We start from the raw sequence: 18,542 nt of genomic DNA, 5'->3' as shown, positions 1-18,542 counted from the left end.
ATTAAATTATGTTAATTTTTATTAAAAAAACAGCTTCTTCTTTCTAATAAGAGGAAGCTGTTTTTGTTAGATAAAGTAATAAAGAGATTTAGCTCATTAATCCAGCACGTCTTAATAAAGCATCAGGTTTTGGTTCTCTACCTCTAAAACGTTTGTATAACTCCATAGGCTCTTCTGTTCCGCCTTTAGATAATACATTGTTTTTAAATTTATCTGCAACTTCTTTATTAAAAATACCTTCCTCTTTAAAATATTCAAAAGCATCGGCATCTAAAACCTCTGCCCATTTATATGAATAATATCCAGCTGAGTATCCGCCTTGAAAAATATGAGAAAAGGAAGTACTCATACAATTTTCTGCTACATCAGGATATAATTTAGTCTCAGCAAAAGCATTCGTTTCAAACTCTTTTACATCAGTAATGGTTTCAGGAGAATCTCCAGAGTGCCAAGACATATCTAATAATCCGAAGCTTAATTGACGTAAGGTTTGCATTCCTTCATGGAAACTCGCAGATTCTTTAATTTTCTCAACATATTCCATAGGGATAACTTCTCCAGTTTCGTAATGTTTCGCAAACAATTCCAACGCTTCTTTTTCGTAACACCAGTTTTCTAAAACCTGACTAGGTAATTCCACGAAATCCCAAGAAACAGAAGTTCCTGATAAGCTTTTATAAGTTGTATTAGCAAGCATTCCGTGTAAAGCATGACCAAATTCGTGGAAAAGGGTAGTAACCTCGTTAAAAGTTAATAAAGAAGGTTTGGTTTGTGTTGGTTTGGTAAAGTTACAAACGATAGAGACTTGTGGTCTTTCGTTAGTATCGTTACTCCTATATTGTGATTTGTAAGAAGTCATCCACGCACCGTTACGTTTTCCTGGTCTTGGATGAAAATCAGCATAAAAATACGAAACAAAATTACCATCAGTATCAGTTACAGCATACGTCTTAACATCTTCATGATACTTATCAATAGTGTCAATTTCTTCAAACTGTAAGTTGTACAATTTGTTAGCCACAGTAAACACACCGTCAATTACATTTTCTAACTTAAAATAAGGTTTTAATAATTCTTGATCTAAGTTAAACAACTCCTTTTTTAGTTTTTCAGAATAGTAAGCACCATCCCACTTTTGTAACTGGTCTATTCCGTCTAGTTTTTTAGCATAGGCCTCTAAATTATCAAATTCACGTTGTGCAGCAGGTTTCGCTTTTTCTAACAATTCATTTAAAAACTCCATAACCTTTTCAGGAGTTTCAGCCATACGCTCTTCTAATACAAAATGAGCGTGGGTTTTATAACCTAATAGGTTGGCACGTTTGTGGCGTAAGGTTACAATGTCTTTTACAATTTGCTCATTATTATATTCATTTTGTTGGAAACCTTTTTTACCAAAAGCTATGGCTAACTTTTTTCTCAATTCTCTATTATCAGCATAGGTCATAAAAGGAATATAGCTTGGATAATCTAAGGTAATCATCCAACCCTCTTTACCTTTTGAGTTCGCAAGTTCTTTAGCAGCTTCTTTAGCGCTTTCAGGTAAGCCTGCTAAATCATCTTCATGGGTAATTAATAATTCAAAAGCATTGGTTTCAGCCAATACATGCTCCCCAAACTGTAACGATAATTTTGCTAACTCAGCATCAATTTTGCGAAGCTCAGCTTTGTCAGTTTCATTTAAATTCGCTCCATTACGTGCAAAACTTTTGTATTGTTTATCTAACAACATTTCTTGTTCAGGAGTCAAGTTTAAATCAGGTAATTGATCGTATACAGTTTTTACACGTTTAAACAACCCCTCATTTAAAATCATATCGTTTCTAAACTCACTTAACCAAGGAGAAATATCTTTAGCTATTTTTTGAATTTCTTCATTTGTTTCAGCAGAGTTTAAGTTGAAAAAGATAGAAGTAGCTCTATCTAACTTATTACCTGTATTGTCTAAAGCGACTGTAGTGTTTTCAAAAGTTGGAGCTTCAGAGTTTTCTACAATAGCATCAATTTCGTCTTTAGCTATTTGTATAGCTTCTTTTATAGCGGGCTTATAATCTTCTTCTTTAATTTGAGAAAAAGGGGGCGTATTAAAATCTTGTAAAAGTGGATTTTTAGTCATGAAAATTTAGTTTAAAAAATTGAAGAAACCTCACAAATAAAAAAATCTGTGAGGCCTTCAAGTTAATATTGTACTAAGGTACTTATTTTTTTACGCTTTCAGAAGCTTTTTCAACTTTCAGTTTTAAGCCTTCTTTATAAGCGATAATTTTGTCTAACACACATTTGTCTGAAGCTCCAATAATTTGAGCTGCTAAGATTCCTGCATTTTTTGCTCCGTCTAAAGCAACTGTAGCCACAGGAACACCCCCTGGCATTTGAAGAATAGATAAAACAGAATCCCAACCATCAATAGAGTTTCTACTTTTAACAGGAACTCCAATTACTGGTAACGGACTCATACTGGCTACCATTCCAGGTAAATGAGCAGCACCACCAGCACCGGCAACAATAACTTGTATGCCACGCTTGTGTGCATTGTTAGCGTAATCGAATAATTTTTCAGGAGTTCTGTGTGCAGATACGATATCTACTTCAACTTGAATATCAAAACTCTCTAAAATATCAATTGCTTCTTGCATAATTGGAAGATCTGAATCGCTTCCCATGATAATTCCTACCATAAATTTATGTTTTTGTCATCTCGAACGTAGTCGAGAGGTTATTTTGCTATTACCTTAATAGTTTCTTTTACTTGTTGAGCGACTTTTCTCGCCTCATTTATATCTTCATTCACAATAGTTACGTGTCCCATTTTACGGAAAGGTTTGGTTGTCTTTTTTCCGTAGATGTGAGGAGTAACGCCGTCAATCTTTAAAATTTCTTCAATGTTTTCGTATACTACATCACCAGTATAGCCTTCTGCCCCCACTAAATTCACCATAATTCCAGCTACTTTACTTTCGGTATTTCCTAACGGAAGGTTTAAGATGCTACGTAAGTGTTGTTCAAATTGGCTAGTATAACTTGCTTCAATAGAATAATGCCCTGAATTATGAGTTCTTGGAGCCGCTTCATTAACTAAAATTTCATCATTTTCAGTTTGAAACATTTCCACAGCTAACAATCCAACGAAATCAAATGCATCTGCAACTTTTAAAGCAACTTCGCGCGCTTTTTTAGCAACTGCATCTTCAATTCTAGCAGGACAAATTACATACTCTACCTGATTTGCTTCTGGGTGAAATTCCATTTCAACTACTGGGTAAGTTTTAGTTTCTCCGCTTGCATTTCTTGCAACAATAACAGCTAATTCATTTTTAAAAGGAACTAGTTTTTCAGAAATACACTCACCAGTAGGTAGGTTTTCTAAATCGCTGATGGCACGAACTATTTTTACTCCGTTACCATCGTATCCAAATCGAGCTGATTTCCATACAAAAGGATATGTAACAGCTTCATTACTTATAGCATGTTTTAATTCTTCTAAAGAAGTAAACCTAGAAAAGTCAGCAGTAGGGATGTTATTATCGTGATAAAACACCTTTTGATGTGCTTTGTTTTGAATAGTTCTTAAGTTTTTAGGCTTTGGAAAAATGGTTAATCCCTCAGCTTCTAAAGCATCTAAAGCATCAATATTTACGTTTTCAATTTCAATGGTTAACAAATCTACTTGTTTACCAAAATTGTAAACAGTATCATAATCTAATAAATCTCCTTGATGGAATTCGTTACATAGCTGAGCGCAAGGAGCGTCAGCATTTCCGTCTAAAATAACAGTATAGATATCGAATTTTTGCGTTTCGGTAAGTAACATTCTTCCTAATTGGCCGCCTCCTAGAACACCCAATTTAAAGTTTGAAGAAAAGTAGTTTTTCACGATAAATGTGTTAATTGTGTTGTTGTTGCTGCAAAAATAAGAATCTAATTGTTAGTACAAATAGTATTAACGAGATATTCTTAACTGATTGTTACTAATAGGAGTAACAAAATACATTAATGCATTACAGCCCTCACCATCTAAAGGAGTACCACCTGAAAGGTAGTTATACTTTTTATCATCACACGGACAGGTTATTTCCACTCCGTTGAAAGTCATTAAAGAGTTACAGTTTTGTTCAGGACATTGTTGATCAAAAGCTCTGTAACCAGAAGTTCCTGTTCTAAAAATAAAAACATTTCGCCCTTGTATTACGTTTTGCGATTCTCCTCCAGGAACTAATAAACCACTAAATTCTGGAAGTGATAAATCAATAATAGCATTCATTTTTATTCCAGAAAAACAGTTGTTAATAGGAGTGTTATCACTACAGCTAAAACAAATTATAACAAGAAATAAATAAAATATTTTTTTCATTTTTTAGTATAGAAGTTGTTATTGTAACGCAACGAAGTTACAAATATTTTGTACATTTGTAAGACAATCTCATTCCTAACGGCGTGAGATTTTTAAATTTAACCCACAGGGTTATAGGAAGAAAAGTTATATGCTTCTTACAAAACGTTAAAGAAAGTGTATAAAAGTTTGTTGATTTTAAAAAGAGAGAAGAGATGAGTAATGTATCATATTATACGGAAGAAGGATTAAAGAAACTTAAAGAAGAATTAGCGCATTTAGAGCAAGTAGAAAGACCACGTGTTTCTCAAGAAATTGCAGATGCTCGTGATAAAGGAGATTTGAGTGAGAATGCAGAATATCACGCTGCAAAAGAAGAGCAATCGTTGTTAGAAACAAAAATTGCAAAATTAAAAAACGTAGTAGCTAACGCTCGTATTATTGATGAAAGTCAGTTAGACACTTCTAAAATTTTAATCCACTCAATAGTGAAGATTAAAAATACGGTAAACGGAATGGAGTTTACGTATACGCTAGTAGCAGATAGCGAAAGTGATGTAAGAAACGGAAAATTATCTGTTAACTCACCAATAGGTAAAGGATTGTTAGGTAAAAAAGTAGGTGATGTTGCCGAAATACAAGTGCCTAACGGAATTATGAAGTTTGAAGTAATGGAGATTTCTCGATAAGAAAAAAACAAATACAAAAGAGTAAAGATTTATTCGGGTTTTAGCTTCGCTAGAACCCGATTTCTTTTTTACTTTTACTGTAAAATTAAATTAAAGAGACATGGCAAGTATTTTTACAAAGATTATAAACGGAGAAATTCCATCGTATAAAATAGCTGAAGATGATAACTATTTTGCTTTTTTAGATATCAATCCAAATGCAAAAGGACATACGTTAGTAATTCCTAAACGTGAAGAAAATAAACTATTTGATTTGTCGAAAGAAGAGTACGACGGATTAATGTCTTTCTCTTACAGAGTAGCCAAAGCTATTGAAAAAACAATTCCGTGTGAACGTGTAGGGATGAGTGTAATTGGTTTAGAAGTACCTCATGTACATGTACACTTAATTCCGTTGCAAACGATGGAGGATATCCGATTTGTAAAGAAAGAAAAATTAACAAATGAAGAGTTTGTAGCAGTAGCAGAAGATATTGCTAAGAATTTTGAATAAATAAAAAAGAGCTATGAAAAAGTGGATAAAAGAGGGGATAGCCTGGGGAGTAATTATGTTTATAATAATGGTAATATTCTTTCCGTGGTATGATGGAGAGGAAATTACATTAAAAAGAATGCTTGTAGGAGCGCTTATATGGGGAGCAGGAGGCTTCTTTTACGGTTTTTTAATGAACAAACTAAAGAGAGACAGTTAAACCTTATTCAATAAGATTTCAAAAGTAGTTCCTTTTCCTAGTTCAGATTTTAACACATGTATTCTTCCGTTATGGTAATCTTCGATAATACGCTTAGAGAGCGATAAACCCAGACCCCAGCCACGTTTTTTTGTGGTAAATCCTGGGTTGAATATTTGTGAAAATTGTGTTTTAGGAATCCCTTTACCAGTATCTAAAATTAAGATTTTTACATTTTTAGAACTTTCACTAATGCTAACAGATAGACTTCCTTTGCCTTGCATAGCATCAATAGCGTTTTTAATTAAGTTCTCTATTACCCAACCATATAATTCGGTATTTATATTGATTCGGATTTCTTCAGTTTCGGTAGTAAAAGAAAAAGAAATTTGTTTAGAACTTCTATTTTCTAAGTAGTCATAAGCAGTTTTAGTAATCGATACAACGTTATTGGGTTTTAACTCAGGAAGAGACCCTATTTTAGAAAAACGATTTGCGATGGTATTTAAGCGTCGCACATCTTTTTCAATTTCATCAACATAATCGTTACTTACATTTTCAGCACGTAAAATAGCTATCCAGCCTAATAATGAAGAAAGTGGCGTTCCTATTTGGTGTGCCGTTTCTTTAGCCATTCCTGTCCACAACTTATTTTGTTCAGCTACTTTGTTAGACTTGTACACCATGTAAATGATGGTAAGAAACAACCCTAAAATTAGTACTAAGGCAAGCGGATAGTATTTGAGCTTGTATAAAAGGTCAGAATTTCTATAGTAGATATGTTCTTTAATTCCTAAGTATTCTATCGCAATTGGCTCATTTTGATTTTTCATGATGCTCAATTGCTTTTGAAGGTATTTAGGATCCGTAGACTTTATAGAATCTAAGTTATGGAACTGCTTTATTTCACCATCTTTACCAACTAAAATAGAAGGAATGTTCTCTATGGTTTCATAAACTTTGTTTACTAAATTAAAGTTGCCATCAGAGTCAGGGTTTGAAGCTACTTCTTTAATAGCAGTAGCATAAATCTCCATTTTAGCGCGTTCATCTTTTTTAAATTTTTGAAAAAACACATAGGTATTCCATAAAATAAATAAAACGATAAGTAAGGAAATACTAATTGCAATTCGCTTTACCCAATAAGTGTTTGTAAAAAAAGCCATCAATCAAATATAAACTATTCTCTAGAATAACTAAATTTATAAATAGGTAGTATATTTACACTAAAATTATATAGAATGTTATCAATAAACCCTAAAGATATACCAACTTCTAAACTGCATGGATATTTATTAGGAGCAGTAGCACCAAGACCTATTGCTTTTGCAAGTACAGTAGATGCAGATGGAAACCCAAATTTATCACCATTTAGTTTTTTTAATGTATTTGGGGCAAACCCACCAATTATGATTTTTTCTCCAGCACGTAGTGTAAGAGGAAATAAAACCAAACATACGTTAGACAATGCTGAAGCAACCAGAGAAGTGGTTATTAATATTGTAAATTACGATATTGTTCAGCAAATGTCGTTGAGTAGTACGATGTATCCTAAAGGAGTTAATGAATTTATAAAAGCTGGTTTTACAATGTTACCTTCAGATGAGGTAAAGCCGTTTAGAGTAGCGGAATCTCCTGTACAATTTGAGTGTAAAGTAAAAGACATTATTTATACAGGTGAAGAAGGCGGAGCAGGAAATTTAATTGTGTGTGAAGTAGTAAAACTACACGTAAACGAAAATGTGTTAGCAGAAGATGGTAGTATAGATCAACATAAAATAGATTTAGTAGCCAGAGCAGGAGGGAGTTATTACAGTAGAGCAAGAGATGGCTTTTTTGAAATACCAAAACCACTAACTACCTTAGGAGTTGGAGTAGACCAAATACCTGCTGAAATAAGAAATAGTAGTGTGTTAACAGGAAATAATTTAGGGATGTTAGGTAATGTAGAACAGCTACCTACAGAAGAAGCTGTTAATAACTTTGCAAAAGAACATTCACAATTTGTGGGTATTTCAACTGAAAAAAAACATACTTTTGCACAAGAGTATTTACAAAACAATGATGTAGAAAGTGCTTGGAAGGTACTTTTAATTAAATAGATAAGAAATGGAAGTAATAGGGAAAATCAAATTAATTAACGAAACGCAAACATTTGGATCTAACGGATTTAGAAAGCGTGAAATGGTTGTAACTACTGATGAGCAGTACCCACAAATGATAATGATTGAGTTTATTCAAGATAAATGTGATTTATTAAATAATTATCAAGTAGGGCAAGATGTAAAGGTTTCTATTAATTTAAGAGGAAGAGAATGGATTAACCCACAAGGAGAAGCAAAATACTTTAATTCTGTTCAAGGATGGAGAATTGAAAACTTAGCACAAGCAGCTCCTCAAAACATTCCACCTGCTGATCAATTTGAACCAGCTCCAGATTTATCTGCAAACGAACCAGATGACCTACCTTTCTAAGAATACTTAGAAAAAATATGAATACAACAAAAAAGAGCGCAAATTTTGCGCTCTTTTTATGTTTTGCGGAAAACTACATATTTACTTACGGTTATCCCTTTTAATAAGTTAAAAATCAGTCATATATTTGTAGTATAATCATTCAATAAATAATTATTGATTGAAAAATTTAAGGGGAAAATAAAAACCTTCTGATATTAAATCAGAAGGTTTTTTAATTATAAGTGTTAGTGGTGTGGTTACTTTTTTGTTGGCTTTTTTTCAGGCATCGGACCTCTTAAATGAATGATTAATCCGTTTAAAAAGTTACGTAAAAACTGATCACCACATTCCATATACTTAGGGTGATCTTCTTTTCTAAAAATAGCGTTGATTTCCGATTTAGAAACTTTAAAATCTACCAAAGCGCAGATGTCAATAATATCAGTATCTCTTAATTTATGTGCTACTCGTAGCTTTTTAAAAATATCGTTGTTAGTTAGTCCCATAATTATTTTAAGTTAATTTACTACTGAAAAAATAGCCCATGCATAAATAGCAAAACGAGCAAAACGAAATAAGCCTACAAAAACTACATTTTTAAAAGGATATTTAATCATACCAGCAGTTAAACAGCTAATGGCAAAGGGTAGTGGTAATAGTGCACCTACCAAAATTAAAAAACCTCCCCATTTACTTGTGTTTTTAAGGTTTTTAGCCATTTTAACCTCTAAATAATTTCTTACAGAGTCAATCTTTAAAGAAGCTCTTCCTATAAAATAAGCACACAAACCTCCTAAATAAGATAAGGTAGCTAACAAAGAAATATTTACAATAGGATCTTCAGTTTTCTTAGACCATGCGATGAAAATTTCTGGCGGAATTAATCCTAAAATTGTTTCAGAGATAAAAAAAGTAATTAAAACTCCTGTTCTAGAAAAGGTTTCGGTCATGGTTTGTAAACCATCGTTAATATTATAAACATACTTGTTAAATAATAATAACCCTACAATAACGCCTACAATTGGCCAGAAAGCTTTTTTTAAGCTTACCCATATAAACATATAAAAACCAGTGCGATTATAATAGTTGTGTAAACGTTTATAATGCGGTTTATCTATTTTCTTTTTGTTATTTTTTTTATTCTTTTTACTCATCGCTAAAAAAAGCATCTAATTTTTAGGAATAGCAAAAGTACGAGGTAATTAGAAATTACACTAACAAATAGTTGTTAATTATTACAGGTTTGTAATAGCAGCCTCAGCACAACGTTCACCGTCCATAGCAGCTGAAATAATACCACCGGCATAACCACCACCTTCACCACAAGGAAAGAGCCCATCAATTTGTGGATGTTCAAGGTTTTCTTTTCTAGGAATATTTACAGGCGATGAGGTTCTAGATTCCACCCCAACAATGTTTGCTTCCGCAGTATAATACCCGTGCATCTTTTGTCCGAAAGCCGCAAAACCTTTACGCAATCTGCTTCCAATTAATTTAGGAAGTAACGAATGTAGCGGAGAAGAATTTAATCCGGGTTGATACGAACAGTCATTTAAAGAAGAAGAAAATCTACCTTCCACAAAATCGGTTAAACGTTGCGCTGGAGCAACTTGACTTCTTCCGCCTGCGTTAAACGCTAACTTTTCTAAATCTTTTTGATATTGTAAGCCTTTTAAAACTCCGTATTTTTCATACTTAGGTAAATCTTTATCAACATTAATTTCAACGACAATACCCGAGTTGGCAAACTTGTTATTACGACGCGATGGTGACATCCCGTTTACCACCACTTCACCATTAGCAGTTGCCGCAGGAACAATGAATCCACCAGGACACATACAGAATGAATACACTCCACGGTTTCCTACTTGGTGTACTAAACTATACGCAGCAGCAGGCAATAACTCATCACGTTTACCTGAACAACTATATTGAATTTGATCGATAATTTCTTGCGGATGTTCTACACGAACTCCCATAGCAAACGATTTCGCTTTTAGCAAAATGTCTTTTTTATGCAATAGTTCGTATATATCTCTTGCAGAATGCCCAGTAGCCAAAACAACAGCATTTACAGACATTTCAGTCCCGTTTTGTAACTGTATAGCTTGTAGTTTATTGTTTTTAACGATAAAATCGGTCACACGGGTTTCAAAATGAACTTCACCCCCATGTTTTAAAATCGTTTCGCGAATATTTTGAATAATCTTCGGAAGTTTGTTCGTTCCTATGTGCGGATGCGCATCTACTAAAATTTGATTGGTAGCACCGTGATATACTAAGTTTTCAAATATTTTACGAACATCACCACGCTTTAAACTACGAGTGTATAATTTTCCGTCAGAATACGTTCCTGCACCACCTTCACCAAAACAATAGTTAGAATCTGGGTTTACTTCATGAAATTGGTTAATAGCACGTAAATCTCTACGACGATCTTGTACATTTTTACCACGCTCTAACACAATAGGTTTGTATCCTAACTCAATACAACGAAGCGCCGCATACATCCCCGCAGGACCAAAACCTACAATATGAACTTCTTTCGCATTCGATACATCTTGATATTCAAAAATGTAGTCGGGAGTATCAGGTTGCGGTTCGTTAATGTACACCGCTACTTTATAATTAAAAATAACTTCCTTTTTACGTGCATCAATCGATTTACGTAACACCTTTACGCTAGTAATATCAGCAATGCTAATACCTAGCTTTTTAGCAGCTTTTAGCTGTAAAATATTGTCTTTGCGTTCTTCTACTAAATTAACACGTAATTGAAGTTCTTTTACCATATTGCAAAACTAGGTAAAAAACTATTTATTCTATTTGATTATTTTTAGCAAATCAAACTTTAAACAATGAAGATTACGCAGGTTATAGAAAATGTTTTTAAAAAATATTTACCCTCACCTTTTACCATCGCTATATTATTAACACTGTTAACTCTTTTATTAGCACTGTTTTTTACAAAACCAGAAGAAAGTTCTGTGGTTAATTATTCTTTAGAGGTGTTACAATTTTGGGAAAACGGAATTTGGTCTAACGGATTACTTGTTTTTGCCTATCAAATGATGTTGATTTTGGTATTAGGGCATGTATTGGTGTTGAGTAAGCCTGTGAGTAATTTAATTTTAAAAGTAACAAAATTCTGTACCAACACAGCAAACAGCGCAGCTATTGTAAGTTGTACTACTATGTTGGTAGCTTTTTTTAATTGGGGGCTAGGACTCATTTTTGGTGCTTTGTTGGCACGTAAAGTAGCAGAACATGCACAAGAACACAATATCAAACTAAATTATCCAATGATTGGAGCGGCGGGTTATATGGGATTGATGGTTTGGCATGGTGGAATTTCAGGATCGGCACCGATAAAAATTAACGAAAGCGGACATATTAAAAGTATTATGCAATCGGTTTCTTCGGATGAGGTTTTAGCTCAAATACCTGATGTGATTGATTATTCTCAAACGATTTTTAGTTGGTGGAATTTGCTGATTTTTTTCGTGGTAGTAGCGGCGGTATCGGCAACCTTTTATTTTTTAGGAAAGAAAGCAGCTCCAACAGCGATTAATTTACCAGAATATCAAATGCATACCGATGAAAAGGTTAGTACACAAGCAGAAAGATTGGATAGTTCTCAATGGTTAGCCATTGCTTTTGGTGTGTTGATTTTAGTGGCGTTTGGTTATCGTTATTGGGCAGACATTCAGCAGTTAAAAATTACGCCTAACCTAATTAACTTTTTTATGTTAGGATTAGGAATTATACTACACGGAAGTTTTAAAAAGTTTACCAATGCTGTGGGAGAATCGATTAGTGATGTATCTGGAATTTTAATTCAGTTTCCGTTGTATTTTGGTATTATGGGCGTGATGAAAAGTACGGGAATGGTTACTTTAATTTCTGATTTTTTCGTGTCGATAGCAACTGCAACGACCTTACCCATATTTACGTTTTTTAGTGCAGGTTTGGTTAATGTTTTTGTGCCGAGTGGGGGAGGACAGTGGATTGTACAAGGACCTATTGTGGTAGAAAGTGCATTAAAATTAGGGGTTCCGTTGCCTAAAGCAATTATGGCACTAGCATACGGAGACCAAATAACTAACATGTTACAGCCTTTTTGGGCATTACCTTTATTAGGAATTACGAAACTAAAAGCAAAAGAAATTTTACCCTACACGTTAATTGCAATGGTGGTAGGTAGCGTAATTTATTTATTAGGACTTACCTTGTTTTAAGAGTTTATTGAGGAAACGTCAACGCGTCACGCTGATGGTTTTGTTGTGTTGAGGAAACGTCAGCGCGTCACGCTGATGGTTTCGTTGTGTTGAGGAAACGCCAGCGCGTCACGCTGATGGCTCCGTTATGTTGAGGAAACGTCAGCGAGCTTCGCTGATGGTGACTATACTTTGTTTTATTGAATAGTCTCTTTTATTGATAAAACGTTGATGTTGAATTGGCGGATATAGTATTTTTGTAAAAAAGAATATAACGAATGATTTGGCTTTCTGAAAAAATAGAGTTTCCTCCGTATGAGTTGGCTACTGATGATGGTTTACTGGCTTTGGGCGGTGATTTATCGGCTGAACGATTGGTGTATGCCTACCAACATGGAATTTTTCCGTGGTTTAATGAAGGGGAGCCGATTGTTTGGTATTCTCCATGGGAGCGTATGGTGTTGTTTCCTGAGGAGGTGAAGATTTCCAAATCAATGAAACAGGTATTGCGAAAAGGTGGTTTTACGATAACGGAAAACAAGGCTTTTGACGAGGTGATTTTTAATTGCCGACACATCAATCGTTTTGATCAATTAGGTACTTGGATTACCGATGAAATGGAAGATGCTTATATAAACCTTCACGATAAGGGCTATGCAAAATCTATTGAAGTATGGATAGATGACAAACTAGTTGCAGGTTTGTACGGAGTAGATTTAGGAAACGGGGTGTTTTGTGGCGAGAGTATGTTTAGCAAAGTAAGCAATATGAGTAAAGTAGCATTTATTCACTTAGCACAAAAAGGAGGCTACAAACTCATCGATTGTCAAGTATATAACGACCATCTAGCAAGTTTAGGAGCTAGGGAAATTCCTAGAGAGGAGTTTTTGAAGTGGTTGTGAACGTGTTTGAAGTAACTAATTTAGTAAATACAAACCGAATAGAAAATCCGCTAGGATATTCGAAAGTGAGCCTTTAGTAGCAATAGATTATACACAGTGTTAGCTACTGGTTTTTTCGTTAAATGTATATTTTCCAAGCCTTAAAATACAGAAAAAAACTAATGTTACAGCCTGTAAATTATAATCTGAGAATTGTAGAAATGAATGAGCAATATTATTTCTCAAGTTCTTTCCTTTTTGAGTAAATGTAAATTTAAAAAGCTCTATGTCCTTTTCCGTAAAATATTTTTTCGTTGTATCGTTTTCCAAAAGTTCTTCAAGTAGTTGTTCCTTTATTTCTCCTCTTTTTGATGTTGATGTATTTCCTCCAGATAGTCTAATAAAATCTCTTAGCGCTCCTTCAAATTTTAATGTCAAAGAATCCATTGCTAAAATGAAGTTGTTGATTTTATTGGTGTTCATTAATACCGAAAGTTCAAATTGGGCTATAAGATTATGAATTCCAGGTGCAAGCATTGTTAACCAATTTGAATTTTGGTCAATTTCATTATCGGTCATACCTCTTTTGAATTTAGTGCCGTACCAAGTTTGTGATTCAAAAAAGTCGTAGATTTTATAATAGTTCAGTTTACCAGTTAAAATTCCATCAACGAAAACTTTCAGAAAAAGACTAAAGCATTTAACCCCATGAGAAATGGTATAGCTCTGAATAACTTCTTTATCAATTTTTTCTGAATCTTCTAAGTTCTTGAAGTTGCTATTTATATCAAAGACACTTGTGCTAAATAGACTACGTATAGAGTTTTTAATCGTTTTCTCAGCGTTTTTTAGATTTTCTTCAGGGTCAACAAGAATATCTTCGTTAATAGAGAAGAATGCAAGTACTCCTTCTGTTGGCATATCTAATATGACTTTTGATTTCATATCAAGATACTTGTTGAACATTTCAGTTTCCTTTTCCCCAAGTTGCCAACTTACTTTTCCAAGTTTTACGGTTTGCTTCAGTCTATTATACTCTTTAAGATTATCTTCAGCTTCCTCCAATTTGCCTGCCAGTCTTAAATATTTAGCTTTTGTTCCAATTGTTGTATACTTGACAAAGTCTGTGTCCTCCTGATGTTGTTCTAGAATTAAATCTTCATTTTTTGCTAGTAGTTCATATAGTTGATTAAGTGGAAGTTCTAGTAACTTATAAAGTTGTATTCCTGCTTCTAATTTTTGCTTATTTGCAAAATATGAAACTGGGTTTTCATCTTCAACCCAGCTTGGTACTTTTAAAGCAATATCATTTAATTCTTCTTTTGAAAAAATGTTATTTTCTAAGATAGAGTTTAAAATATTTGGCTTAAACCAATTTGGTAAATCATTAATGAGGGTAATAGCTACTTCTTTTGCGACCTCTAACTTCTTCTTTGTTTTCTTTGAAATAAACAAAATTGCTGAAAGAATAATTGGTAATTCTCGAGATTCTTCTACCTTAATTCTATTAATTGTAGCAATATAATTATCAATGGCAACTTCAGCATATTTATTATGCCTTATTTCTTGCCAGAGTAAATGAGAATATCTTGATTTTAGCCAAGAATTTTGAGTGAAGTCTAGTCGCTCTTTCAGATATTCAATGTCTTCCTTTTCTAAACCAATACTTGTTATTTGTCCTTGTGAATCTGTGACTTGCACATTCGTAAGTAACTCTCCTTTATTTAGATTGTAATTCAGAGACTTCCTTTCTACAATAACTTTCTTTTTCCAATCTCCTTCTATTTTAGCTGTTACTTTCAGTTCTCGATGAATATTCCATATGGTCAATGAATTCAGGTTTTCAATTGAGTCATAAAAGTCTTTTAATTTATCTGGAATTTGATTCATAGGTTTAGGTTAAACTTGCAGCTAACAGTTTTCTATAAGTACTTTTCATCCAAATATAAAAAAATAAAAAGAGTACTAAGAGTTTAATTTAATAGGGTTAGTTAAATAAGCGTCTTTAAAACAGACGCTTATTTAGTATTATAAATTTTAAAGAGCACTCACAGGACCAGCAAGCGGAGTTTGAGCAGGTTTGGCTATTCCGTAAACCACTACAACACCAGAGCCACCACCCCAAGTAGAATAAACAGGGGCAGGTTTTACTTCCATTACCGTTTGAGGTAGGTTCCAGTTATACATCGGTCAGCATTTGTATACTGCCCGAATGAATGGTGTGAATCACCTCTCCTGTAGTAGCGTTAAAAAGTTCTAACAGGAGGGATTATCACCTAGTATTTTAAATTAAACTCAAAGATCAATTTTTGTGTCTAGATTTATATAAGATTGTTTTATCGTTTAAAAGTCTTCAACTTTAATTTCAATTTTTTTATTGGTATTGTAGTCTTTTCCGTAAAGAATAACCGATTTTATTTCAGTACTTAAACCAGTTCCATTAATATTTAAGAACATTCTGTCTAGGTATATTTTTGTTGTATTATGGTTTACAAAAATTTTGTAACGATTGTTTTTTTTCTCTAAATTAAAAACAAGTTTTGAAGAAGCAGCTAGCCTAAATTTAAAAGAATTATCATCTGCATTAAGCAATACCATACCATAAGCAAGCCTTTTTTGTGTTGGAGTTAGAGGCTTAATTTCAGCATTTTTGGTATATAGTATTCTGTATTCTTTGATAGGCTTTTTGGTGTTTAACTTAGAGTTTTTAAGATTAACATCGTATACATATGTGTTAAAATTATTGCTGTGTTGTATGTAAAAAAGGCTGTTAGAGTTTTTAGAAGGAACAGGGTAATTCTCTTGTCCGTATGTTATAAAATGAATGTTTAAAAAAAGAAGGAAAAAATATTTTTTAGGCACAGTTAGTTTTTTTTTGAGAATAAAATAATAATTTAATTGGCTAGTTTTAGTCCTACTATTCCAAATACAATTAATGATGCAGAAATAAGACGCCAAATGTTGGCTGAGTCTCCTAAAAATATAATACCAACAAGTAAAGTACCTACAGCGCCTATACCTGTCCAAACAGCATAAGCTGTTCCCATAGGAATTGTTTTTTGAGCTAACCATAAAAAATATCCACTGGTAGCCATACAAATAATAGCAATACAAATGCCTAAGAATTTATATTGAACGTTTTGAGAAAGCTTTAAGCCTAAAGGCCATCCTATTTCAAAAATACCAGCTATAATTAAATAAATCCAGTTCATAAAATACATTATTATTTAAAGATAAAGGTACGTATTGTTATTTAGAGTTATAAATTCTAAAATAAAAAAAACTCACAATACTTAAGTGTTGTGAGTTTTTAAATAGAAAAAAGTTTGTTGTTATTTTAACACTGTAAATTCTATACTAGAATCGGTAAATACTGAGTGTGTTTGTGTTTTAAAATCTTTTTCGTCTGCTTTGTAAATATTATCTACATAGGTTTGCGGATTCAAATCTATTAAAGGAAACCAAGTACTTTGTACTTGTATTTGCACTTTATGTCCTTTTTTAAACGTGTGGAAAACATCTTGTAGTTTAATATTTACGGCTGTTTTTTGATTTGGAGTAAATGGTTCTGGATTTGAAAAACTATTTCTAAAACGTCCACGCATTACTTCGCTACGTACCATTAAGTGGTAGTTGCTTAGTTTTAAATGTGATTGCATTTCTTTGTTGTCGTTTTTTAAATCAGCAGGATGCACATCAACAACCTTTACAATCCAATCGGCTGCTGAACCTGTAGTAGCTACTTGTAGCTTTGCTAAAATATCACCAGCAAGGGTAAAATCTTCTGTTAATACCTCTGTTTCAAATACCAATACATCAGGTCTTCGAGCAGCAAAACGCTGATCATCTGTCATATATTTACGCGGAGTAAACACCGTTTTGATATCTTCTGAATAAGGCACAGGACGTTTAATATCACTTATAAAATTGACAGGCTTTATGTATTTTTTATGAGCTGGGGGAATGATTGATAAGTTTTGGTTTTCTGAAAGGAAAAATGTTTGTTTTTGAGCATTTTTTGGTGGCCATACATCGTATGATTTCCACGTTTTTTTACCTGTATCAAAAACATAGGCTTCTGGTAATCCAGAGTTTTTAGAACCATCACCTTTTAAGAAGTGGTTAAAGAATTTTGTTTCTACTTCTTTTTGGAATTTTAAAGAGATAGAATCTCCAAAGTAGTAGTTACCAACTTTGTTAGCTACTTTATTTCTAGACCATCCGCCATGATCCCAAGGTCCAAAAACAATTGTATTATAGTTGTTTGGTTGATTTTTTTCGATGTTTTTATAAGTTTCTAAAGGCCCGTATAAGTCCTCTGCATCAAATTCACCTCCAACAATCATTGTTGCTACTGTAGAAGGAACTTTATCTAAATGTTGGATAATTCCTTTGCTTTGCCATACCGAGTCGTAATTAGGATGTTCTACAATTTCCTTCCAAAAGAAATCATCAATACGCTCCTTATTGTCGGTAACTTTGCTGTCTAGCTTATCGTATTGAAAATATTCGTTTAAGTTTTTTAATGGCCCTTTATCTAAGAAAAACTGATATTGGTCTTGAGTTTTCATATCAGGGAATGAGTACCAAGCAGAATCAGTTGGTTGATCTTTGTAAGTTCCGAATAAAGAAATAGCTTTGAAATAGCTTAATAAAAAAGCTCCGTTATGATGAAAATCGTCAAAAAAGAAATCTCCAATACACGCTTGTGGTGAAGCAGCTTTTAAAGCAGGGTGTGCATCAATGGTTGAAACAGTAGCATAATGACCTGGATATGAAATTCCCCATGTACCTACCTTACCATTATTGTTAGCTACATTGTTCACTAGCCAATCGATAGTGTCATAGGTATCGGTAGTTTCATCGGTTTGTTTTTCTGTTTTATTAGGAATGTAAGCACGCATATTGTCATACACTCCTTCACTCATCCAACGTCCGCGAACATCTTGATATACTATGATGTTTCCTTCTTTCATTAAAACTGGGTTTGGACCAATTTTTCTTCTAAATTTATCTTCTCCATAAGGTTGGCAACTATACGGAGTACGTTGTAGTAAAATAGGATAGGTTTTACTAGTGTCTTTTGGTGAATAGATAGTGGCGTGTAGTTTTACACCATCTCTCATTGTAATTTTTACCTCTTTTTTAGTGTAATGGTCTTTAACGTAAGTGTTTTCTTTCTTTTCAGCTTTCTTTACTGTTGTTTTTTTAGTACAACTAGCAAATGAAATTGTAATTATAAAGAATAGAATTAAGTTTTTTTTCATTTGGTTTTGTTGATGTATAATAAAAGTATA

At 33.3% G+C, this 18,542-nt stretch carries 20 protein-coding genes; 7 read left to right on the top strand and 13 right to left on the bottom strand.

Annotation, left to right across the window (positions count from 1 at the left end; genetic code table 11):
* Positions 1-88 precede the first annotated feature (88 nt).
* The 4 genes from ACXIHB_RS06910 to ACXIHB_RS06895 all read right to left on the bottom strand — a co-directional run bounded on the left by ACXIHB_RS06910 (position 89) and on the right by ACXIHB_RS06895 (position 4,351).
* Complete coding sequence (locus ACXIHB_RS06910; protein WP_462099251.1) at positions 89-2,116, bottom strand: M3 family metallopeptidase; 2,028 nt, start codon at positions 2,114-2,116, stop codon at positions 89-91.
* An 82-nt stretch (positions 2,117-2,198) separates the two neighbouring features.
* Positions 2,199-2,678, bottom strand: a complete 480-nt coding sequence (gene purE / locus ACXIHB_RS06905) for a 5-(carboxyamino)imidazole ribonucleotide mutase (RefSeq protein ID WP_047788515.1) — start codon at positions 2,676-2,678, stop codon at positions 2,199-2,201.
* Positions 2,679-2,716: 38 nt separating this feature from the next.
* On the bottom strand, positions 2,717-3,874 hold the full coding sequence (locus tag ACXIHB_RS06900) for a 5-(carboxyamino)imidazole ribonucleotide synthase (RefSeq protein WP_462099250.1): 1,158 nt from the start codon (positions 3,872-3,874) through the stop codon (positions 2,717-2,719).
* Positions 3,875-3,940: 66 nt separating this feature from the next.
* Entirely contained in the window at positions 3,941-4,351 is a 411-nt protein-coding gene (locus ACXIHB_RS06895; protein ID WP_073181714.1) for a Rieske (2Fe-2S) protein, read from the bottom strand.
* Positions 4,352-4,545: 194 nt separating this feature from the next.
* Here ACXIHB_RS06895 and greA point away from each other — a divergent pair, with 194 nt between their 5' ends.
* From greA to ACXIHB_RS06880, 3 genes are all read left to right on the top strand, one after another.
* The gene (gene greA, locus ACXIHB_RS06890) at positions 4,546-5,019 is read left to right on the top strand and encodes a transcription elongation factor GreA (RefSeq protein ID WP_047788513.1); all 474 of its coding nucleotides are present in this window, start codon (positions 4,546-4,548) and stop codon (positions 5,017-5,019) included.
* 100 nt (positions 5,020-5,119) lie between these two features.
* Positions 5,120-5,512 (top strand): HIT family protein, encoded by a 393-nt coding sequence (locus tag ACXIHB_RS06885; protein WP_159489784.1) that lies wholly within the window; start codon positions 5,120-5,122, stop codon positions 5,510-5,512.
* 13 nt (positions 5,513-5,525) lie between these two features.
* The gene (locus tag ACXIHB_RS06880; protein WP_159489786.1) at positions 5,526-5,711 is read left to right on the top strand and encodes a hypothetical protein; all 186 of its coding nucleotides are present in this window, start codon (positions 5,526-5,528) and stop codon (positions 5,709-5,711) included.
* Here ACXIHB_RS06880 and ACXIHB_RS06875 read toward each other — a convergent pair.
* Positions 5,708-6,856, bottom strand: a complete 1,149-nt coding sequence (locus ACXIHB_RS06875) for a sensor histidine kinase (RefSeq protein ID WP_462099249.1) — start codon at positions 6,854-6,856, stop codon at positions 5,708-5,710. The two genes, ACXIHB_RS06880 and ACXIHB_RS06875, sit on opposite strands and share 4 nt — an antisense overlap.
* A 75-nt stretch (positions 6,857-6,931) precedes the next feature.
* On the opposite strand from ACXIHB_RS06875, the gene ACXIHB_RS06870 reads away from it, so the two are divergent.
* A complete protein-coding gene (locus ACXIHB_RS06870; RefSeq protein ID WP_239179189.1) occupies positions 6,932-7,792 on the top strand; it encodes a flavin reductase family protein in 861 nt (286 codons plus the stop codon).
* Positions 7,793-7,799: 7 nt separating this feature from the next.
* Positions 7,800-8,165, top strand: coding sequence for a DUF3127 domain-containing protein (locus tag ACXIHB_RS06865; RefSeq protein WP_047788508.1), 366 nt, complete (start codon positions 7,800-7,802; stop codon positions 8,163-8,165).
* A 239-nt stretch (positions 8,166-8,404) separates the two neighbouring features.
* On the opposite strand, the gene ACXIHB_RS06860 is transcribed toward ACXIHB_RS06865, so the two are convergent.
* From ACXIHB_RS06860 to ACXIHB_RS06850, 3 genes are all read right to left on the bottom strand, one after another.
* Positions 8,405-8,653, bottom strand: coding sequence for a DUF1456 family protein (locus ACXIHB_RS06860; RefSeq protein WP_047788507.1), 249 nt, complete (start codon positions 8,651-8,653; stop codon positions 8,405-8,407).
* Between the two features lie 12 nt (positions 8,654-8,665).
* Positions 8,666-9,301 carry a YqaA family protein gene (locus ACXIHB_RS06855; RefSeq protein WP_047788676.1) on the bottom strand — a complete coding sequence of 212 codons (636 nt, stop codon included), beginning with the start codon at positions 9,299-9,301 and terminating at the stop codon, positions 8,666-8,668.
* An 81-nt stretch (positions 9,302-9,382) separates the two neighbouring features.
* Positions 9,383-10,939, bottom strand: coding sequence for an NAD(P)/FAD-dependent oxidoreductase (locus tag ACXIHB_RS06850; RefSeq protein WP_462099248.1), 1,557 nt, complete (start codon positions 10,937-10,939; stop codon positions 9,383-9,385).
* 66 nt (positions 10,940-11,005) lie between these two features.
* Here ACXIHB_RS06850 and ACXIHB_RS06845 point away from each other — a divergent pair, with 66 nt between their 5' ends.
* Together ACXIHB_RS06845 and aat are read left to right on the top strand one after the other, a co-directional pair.
* A complete protein-coding gene (locus ACXIHB_RS06845) occupies positions 11,006-12,385 on the top strand; it encodes a short-chain fatty acid transporter (RefSeq protein ID WP_073181703.1) in 1,380 nt (459 codons plus the stop codon).
* A 257-nt stretch (positions 12,386-12,642) separates the two neighbouring features.
* Entirely contained in the window at positions 12,643-13,266 is a 624-nt protein-coding gene (gene aat / locus ACXIHB_RS06840; RefSeq protein WP_159489795.1) for a leucyl/phenylalanyl-tRNA--protein transferase, read from the top strand.
* A gap of 99 nt (positions 13,267-13,365) precedes the next feature.
* Here the strand turns inward: aat and ACXIHB_RS06835 are convergent, their stop codons facing one another.
* The 5 genes from ACXIHB_RS06835 to ACXIHB_RS06815 all read right to left on the bottom strand — a co-directional run bounded on the left by ACXIHB_RS06835 (position 13,366) and on the right by ACXIHB_RS06815 (position 18,512).
* A complete protein-coding gene (locus tag ACXIHB_RS06835) occupies positions 13,366-15,135 on the bottom strand; it encodes a DUF4209 domain-containing protein (protein WP_462099247.1) in 1,770 nt (589 codons plus the stop codon).
* A 147-nt stretch (positions 15,136-15,282) separates the two neighbouring features.
* Positions 15,283-15,432 (bottom strand): hypothetical protein, encoded by a 150-nt coding sequence (locus ACXIHB_RS06830; RefSeq protein ID WP_159613496.1) that lies wholly within the window; start codon positions 15,430-15,432, stop codon positions 15,283-15,285.
* Between the two features lie 156 nt (positions 15,433-15,588).
* The gene (locus ACXIHB_RS06825; RefSeq protein WP_159613498.1) at positions 15,589-16,107 is read right to left on the bottom strand and encodes a DUF4833 domain-containing protein; all 519 of its coding nucleotides are present in this window, start codon (positions 16,105-16,107) and stop codon (positions 15,589-15,591) included.
* A gap of 32 nt (positions 16,108-16,139) precedes the next feature.
* Positions 16,140-16,457 (bottom strand): DMT family transporter, encoded by a 318-nt coding sequence (locus ACXIHB_RS06820; protein WP_159613500.1) that lies wholly within the window; start codon positions 16,455-16,457, stop codon positions 16,140-16,142.
* Positions 16,458-16,577: 120 nt separating this feature from the next.
* Positions 16,578-18,512 carry a CocE/NonD family hydrolase gene (locus ACXIHB_RS06815; RefSeq protein ID WP_462099246.1) on the bottom strand — a complete coding sequence of 645 codons (1,935 nt, stop codon included), beginning with the start codon at positions 18,510-18,512 and terminating at the stop codon, positions 16,578-16,580.
* Positions 18,513-18,542: the final 30 nt, after the last annotated feature.

Source organism: Tenacibaculum sp. IMCC1, assembly GCF_054906355.1.
This window is presented reverse-complemented; position numbering and strand designations above follow the sequence as displayed.

Bases quoted from the DNA above. Each gene is read 5' to 3' on its own strand.
- ACXIHB_RS06910 (WP_462099251.1), bottom strand. From the start codon at position 2,116: ATGACTAAAAATCCACTTTTACAAGATTTTAATACGCCCCCTTTTTCT.
- purE (WP_047788515.1), bottom strand. From the start codon at position 2,678: ATGGTAGGAATTATCATGGGAAGCGATTCAGATCTTCCAATTATGCAA.
- ACXIHB_RS06895 (WP_073181714.1), bottom strand. From the start codon at position 4,351: ATGAAAAAAATATTTTATTTATTTCTTGTTATAATTTGTTTTAGCTGT.
- greA (WP_047788513.1), top strand. From the start codon at position 4,546: ATGAGTAATGTATCATATTATACGGAAGAAGGATTAAAGAAACTTAAA.
- ACXIHB_RS06885 (WP_159489784.1), top strand. From the start codon at position 5,120: ATGGCAAGTATTTTTACAAAGATTATAAACGGAGAAATTCCATCGTAT.
- ACXIHB_RS06880 (WP_159489786.1), top strand. From the start codon at position 5,526: ATGAAAAAGTGGATAAAAGAGGGGATAGCCTGGGGAGTAATTATGTTT.
- ACXIHB_RS06875 (WP_462099249.1), bottom strand. From the start codon at position 6,856: ATGGCTTTTTTTACAAACACTTATTGGGTAAAGCGAATTGCAATTAGT.
- ACXIHB_RS06870 (WP_239179189.1), top strand. From the start codon at position 6,932: ATGTTATCAATAAACCCTAAAGATATACCAACTTCTAAACTGCATGGA.
- ACXIHB_RS06865 (WP_047788508.1), top strand. From the start codon at position 7,800: ATGGAAGTAATAGGGAAAATCAAATTAATTAACGAAACGCAAACATTT.
- ACXIHB_RS06860 (WP_047788507.1), bottom strand. From the start codon at position 8,653: ATGGGACTAACTAACAACGATATTTTTAAAAAGCTACGAGTAGCACAT.
- ACXIHB_RS06855 (WP_047788676.1), bottom strand. From the start codon at position 9,301: ATGAGTAAAAAGAATAAAAAAAATAACAAAAAGAAAATAGATAAACCG.
- ACXIHB_RS06850 (WP_462099248.1), bottom strand. From the start codon at position 10,939: ATGGTAAAAGAACTTCAATTACGTGTTAATTTAGTAGAAGAACGCAAA.
- ACXIHB_RS06845 (WP_073181703.1), top strand. From the start codon at position 11,006: ATGAAGATTACGCAGGTTATAGAAAATGTTTTTAAAAAATATTTACCC.
- aat (WP_159489795.1), top strand. From the start codon at position 12,643: ATGATTTGGCTTTCTGAAAAAATAGAGTTTCCTCCGTATGAGTTGGCT.
- ACXIHB_RS06835 (WP_462099247.1), bottom strand. From the start codon at position 15,135: ATGAATCAAATTCCAGATAAATTAAAAGACTTTTATGACTCAATTGAA.
- ACXIHB_RS06830 (WP_159613496.1), bottom strand. From the start codon at position 15,432: ATGTATAACTGGAACCTACCTCAAACGGTAATGGAAGTAAAACCTGCC.
- ACXIHB_RS06820 (WP_159613500.1), bottom strand. From the start codon at position 16,457: ATGAACTGGATTTATTTAATTATAGCTGGTATTTTTGAAATAGGATGG.
- ACXIHB_RS06815 (WP_462099246.1), bottom strand. From the start codon at position 18,512: ATGAAAAAAAACTTAATTCTATTCTTTATAATTACAATTTCATTTGCT.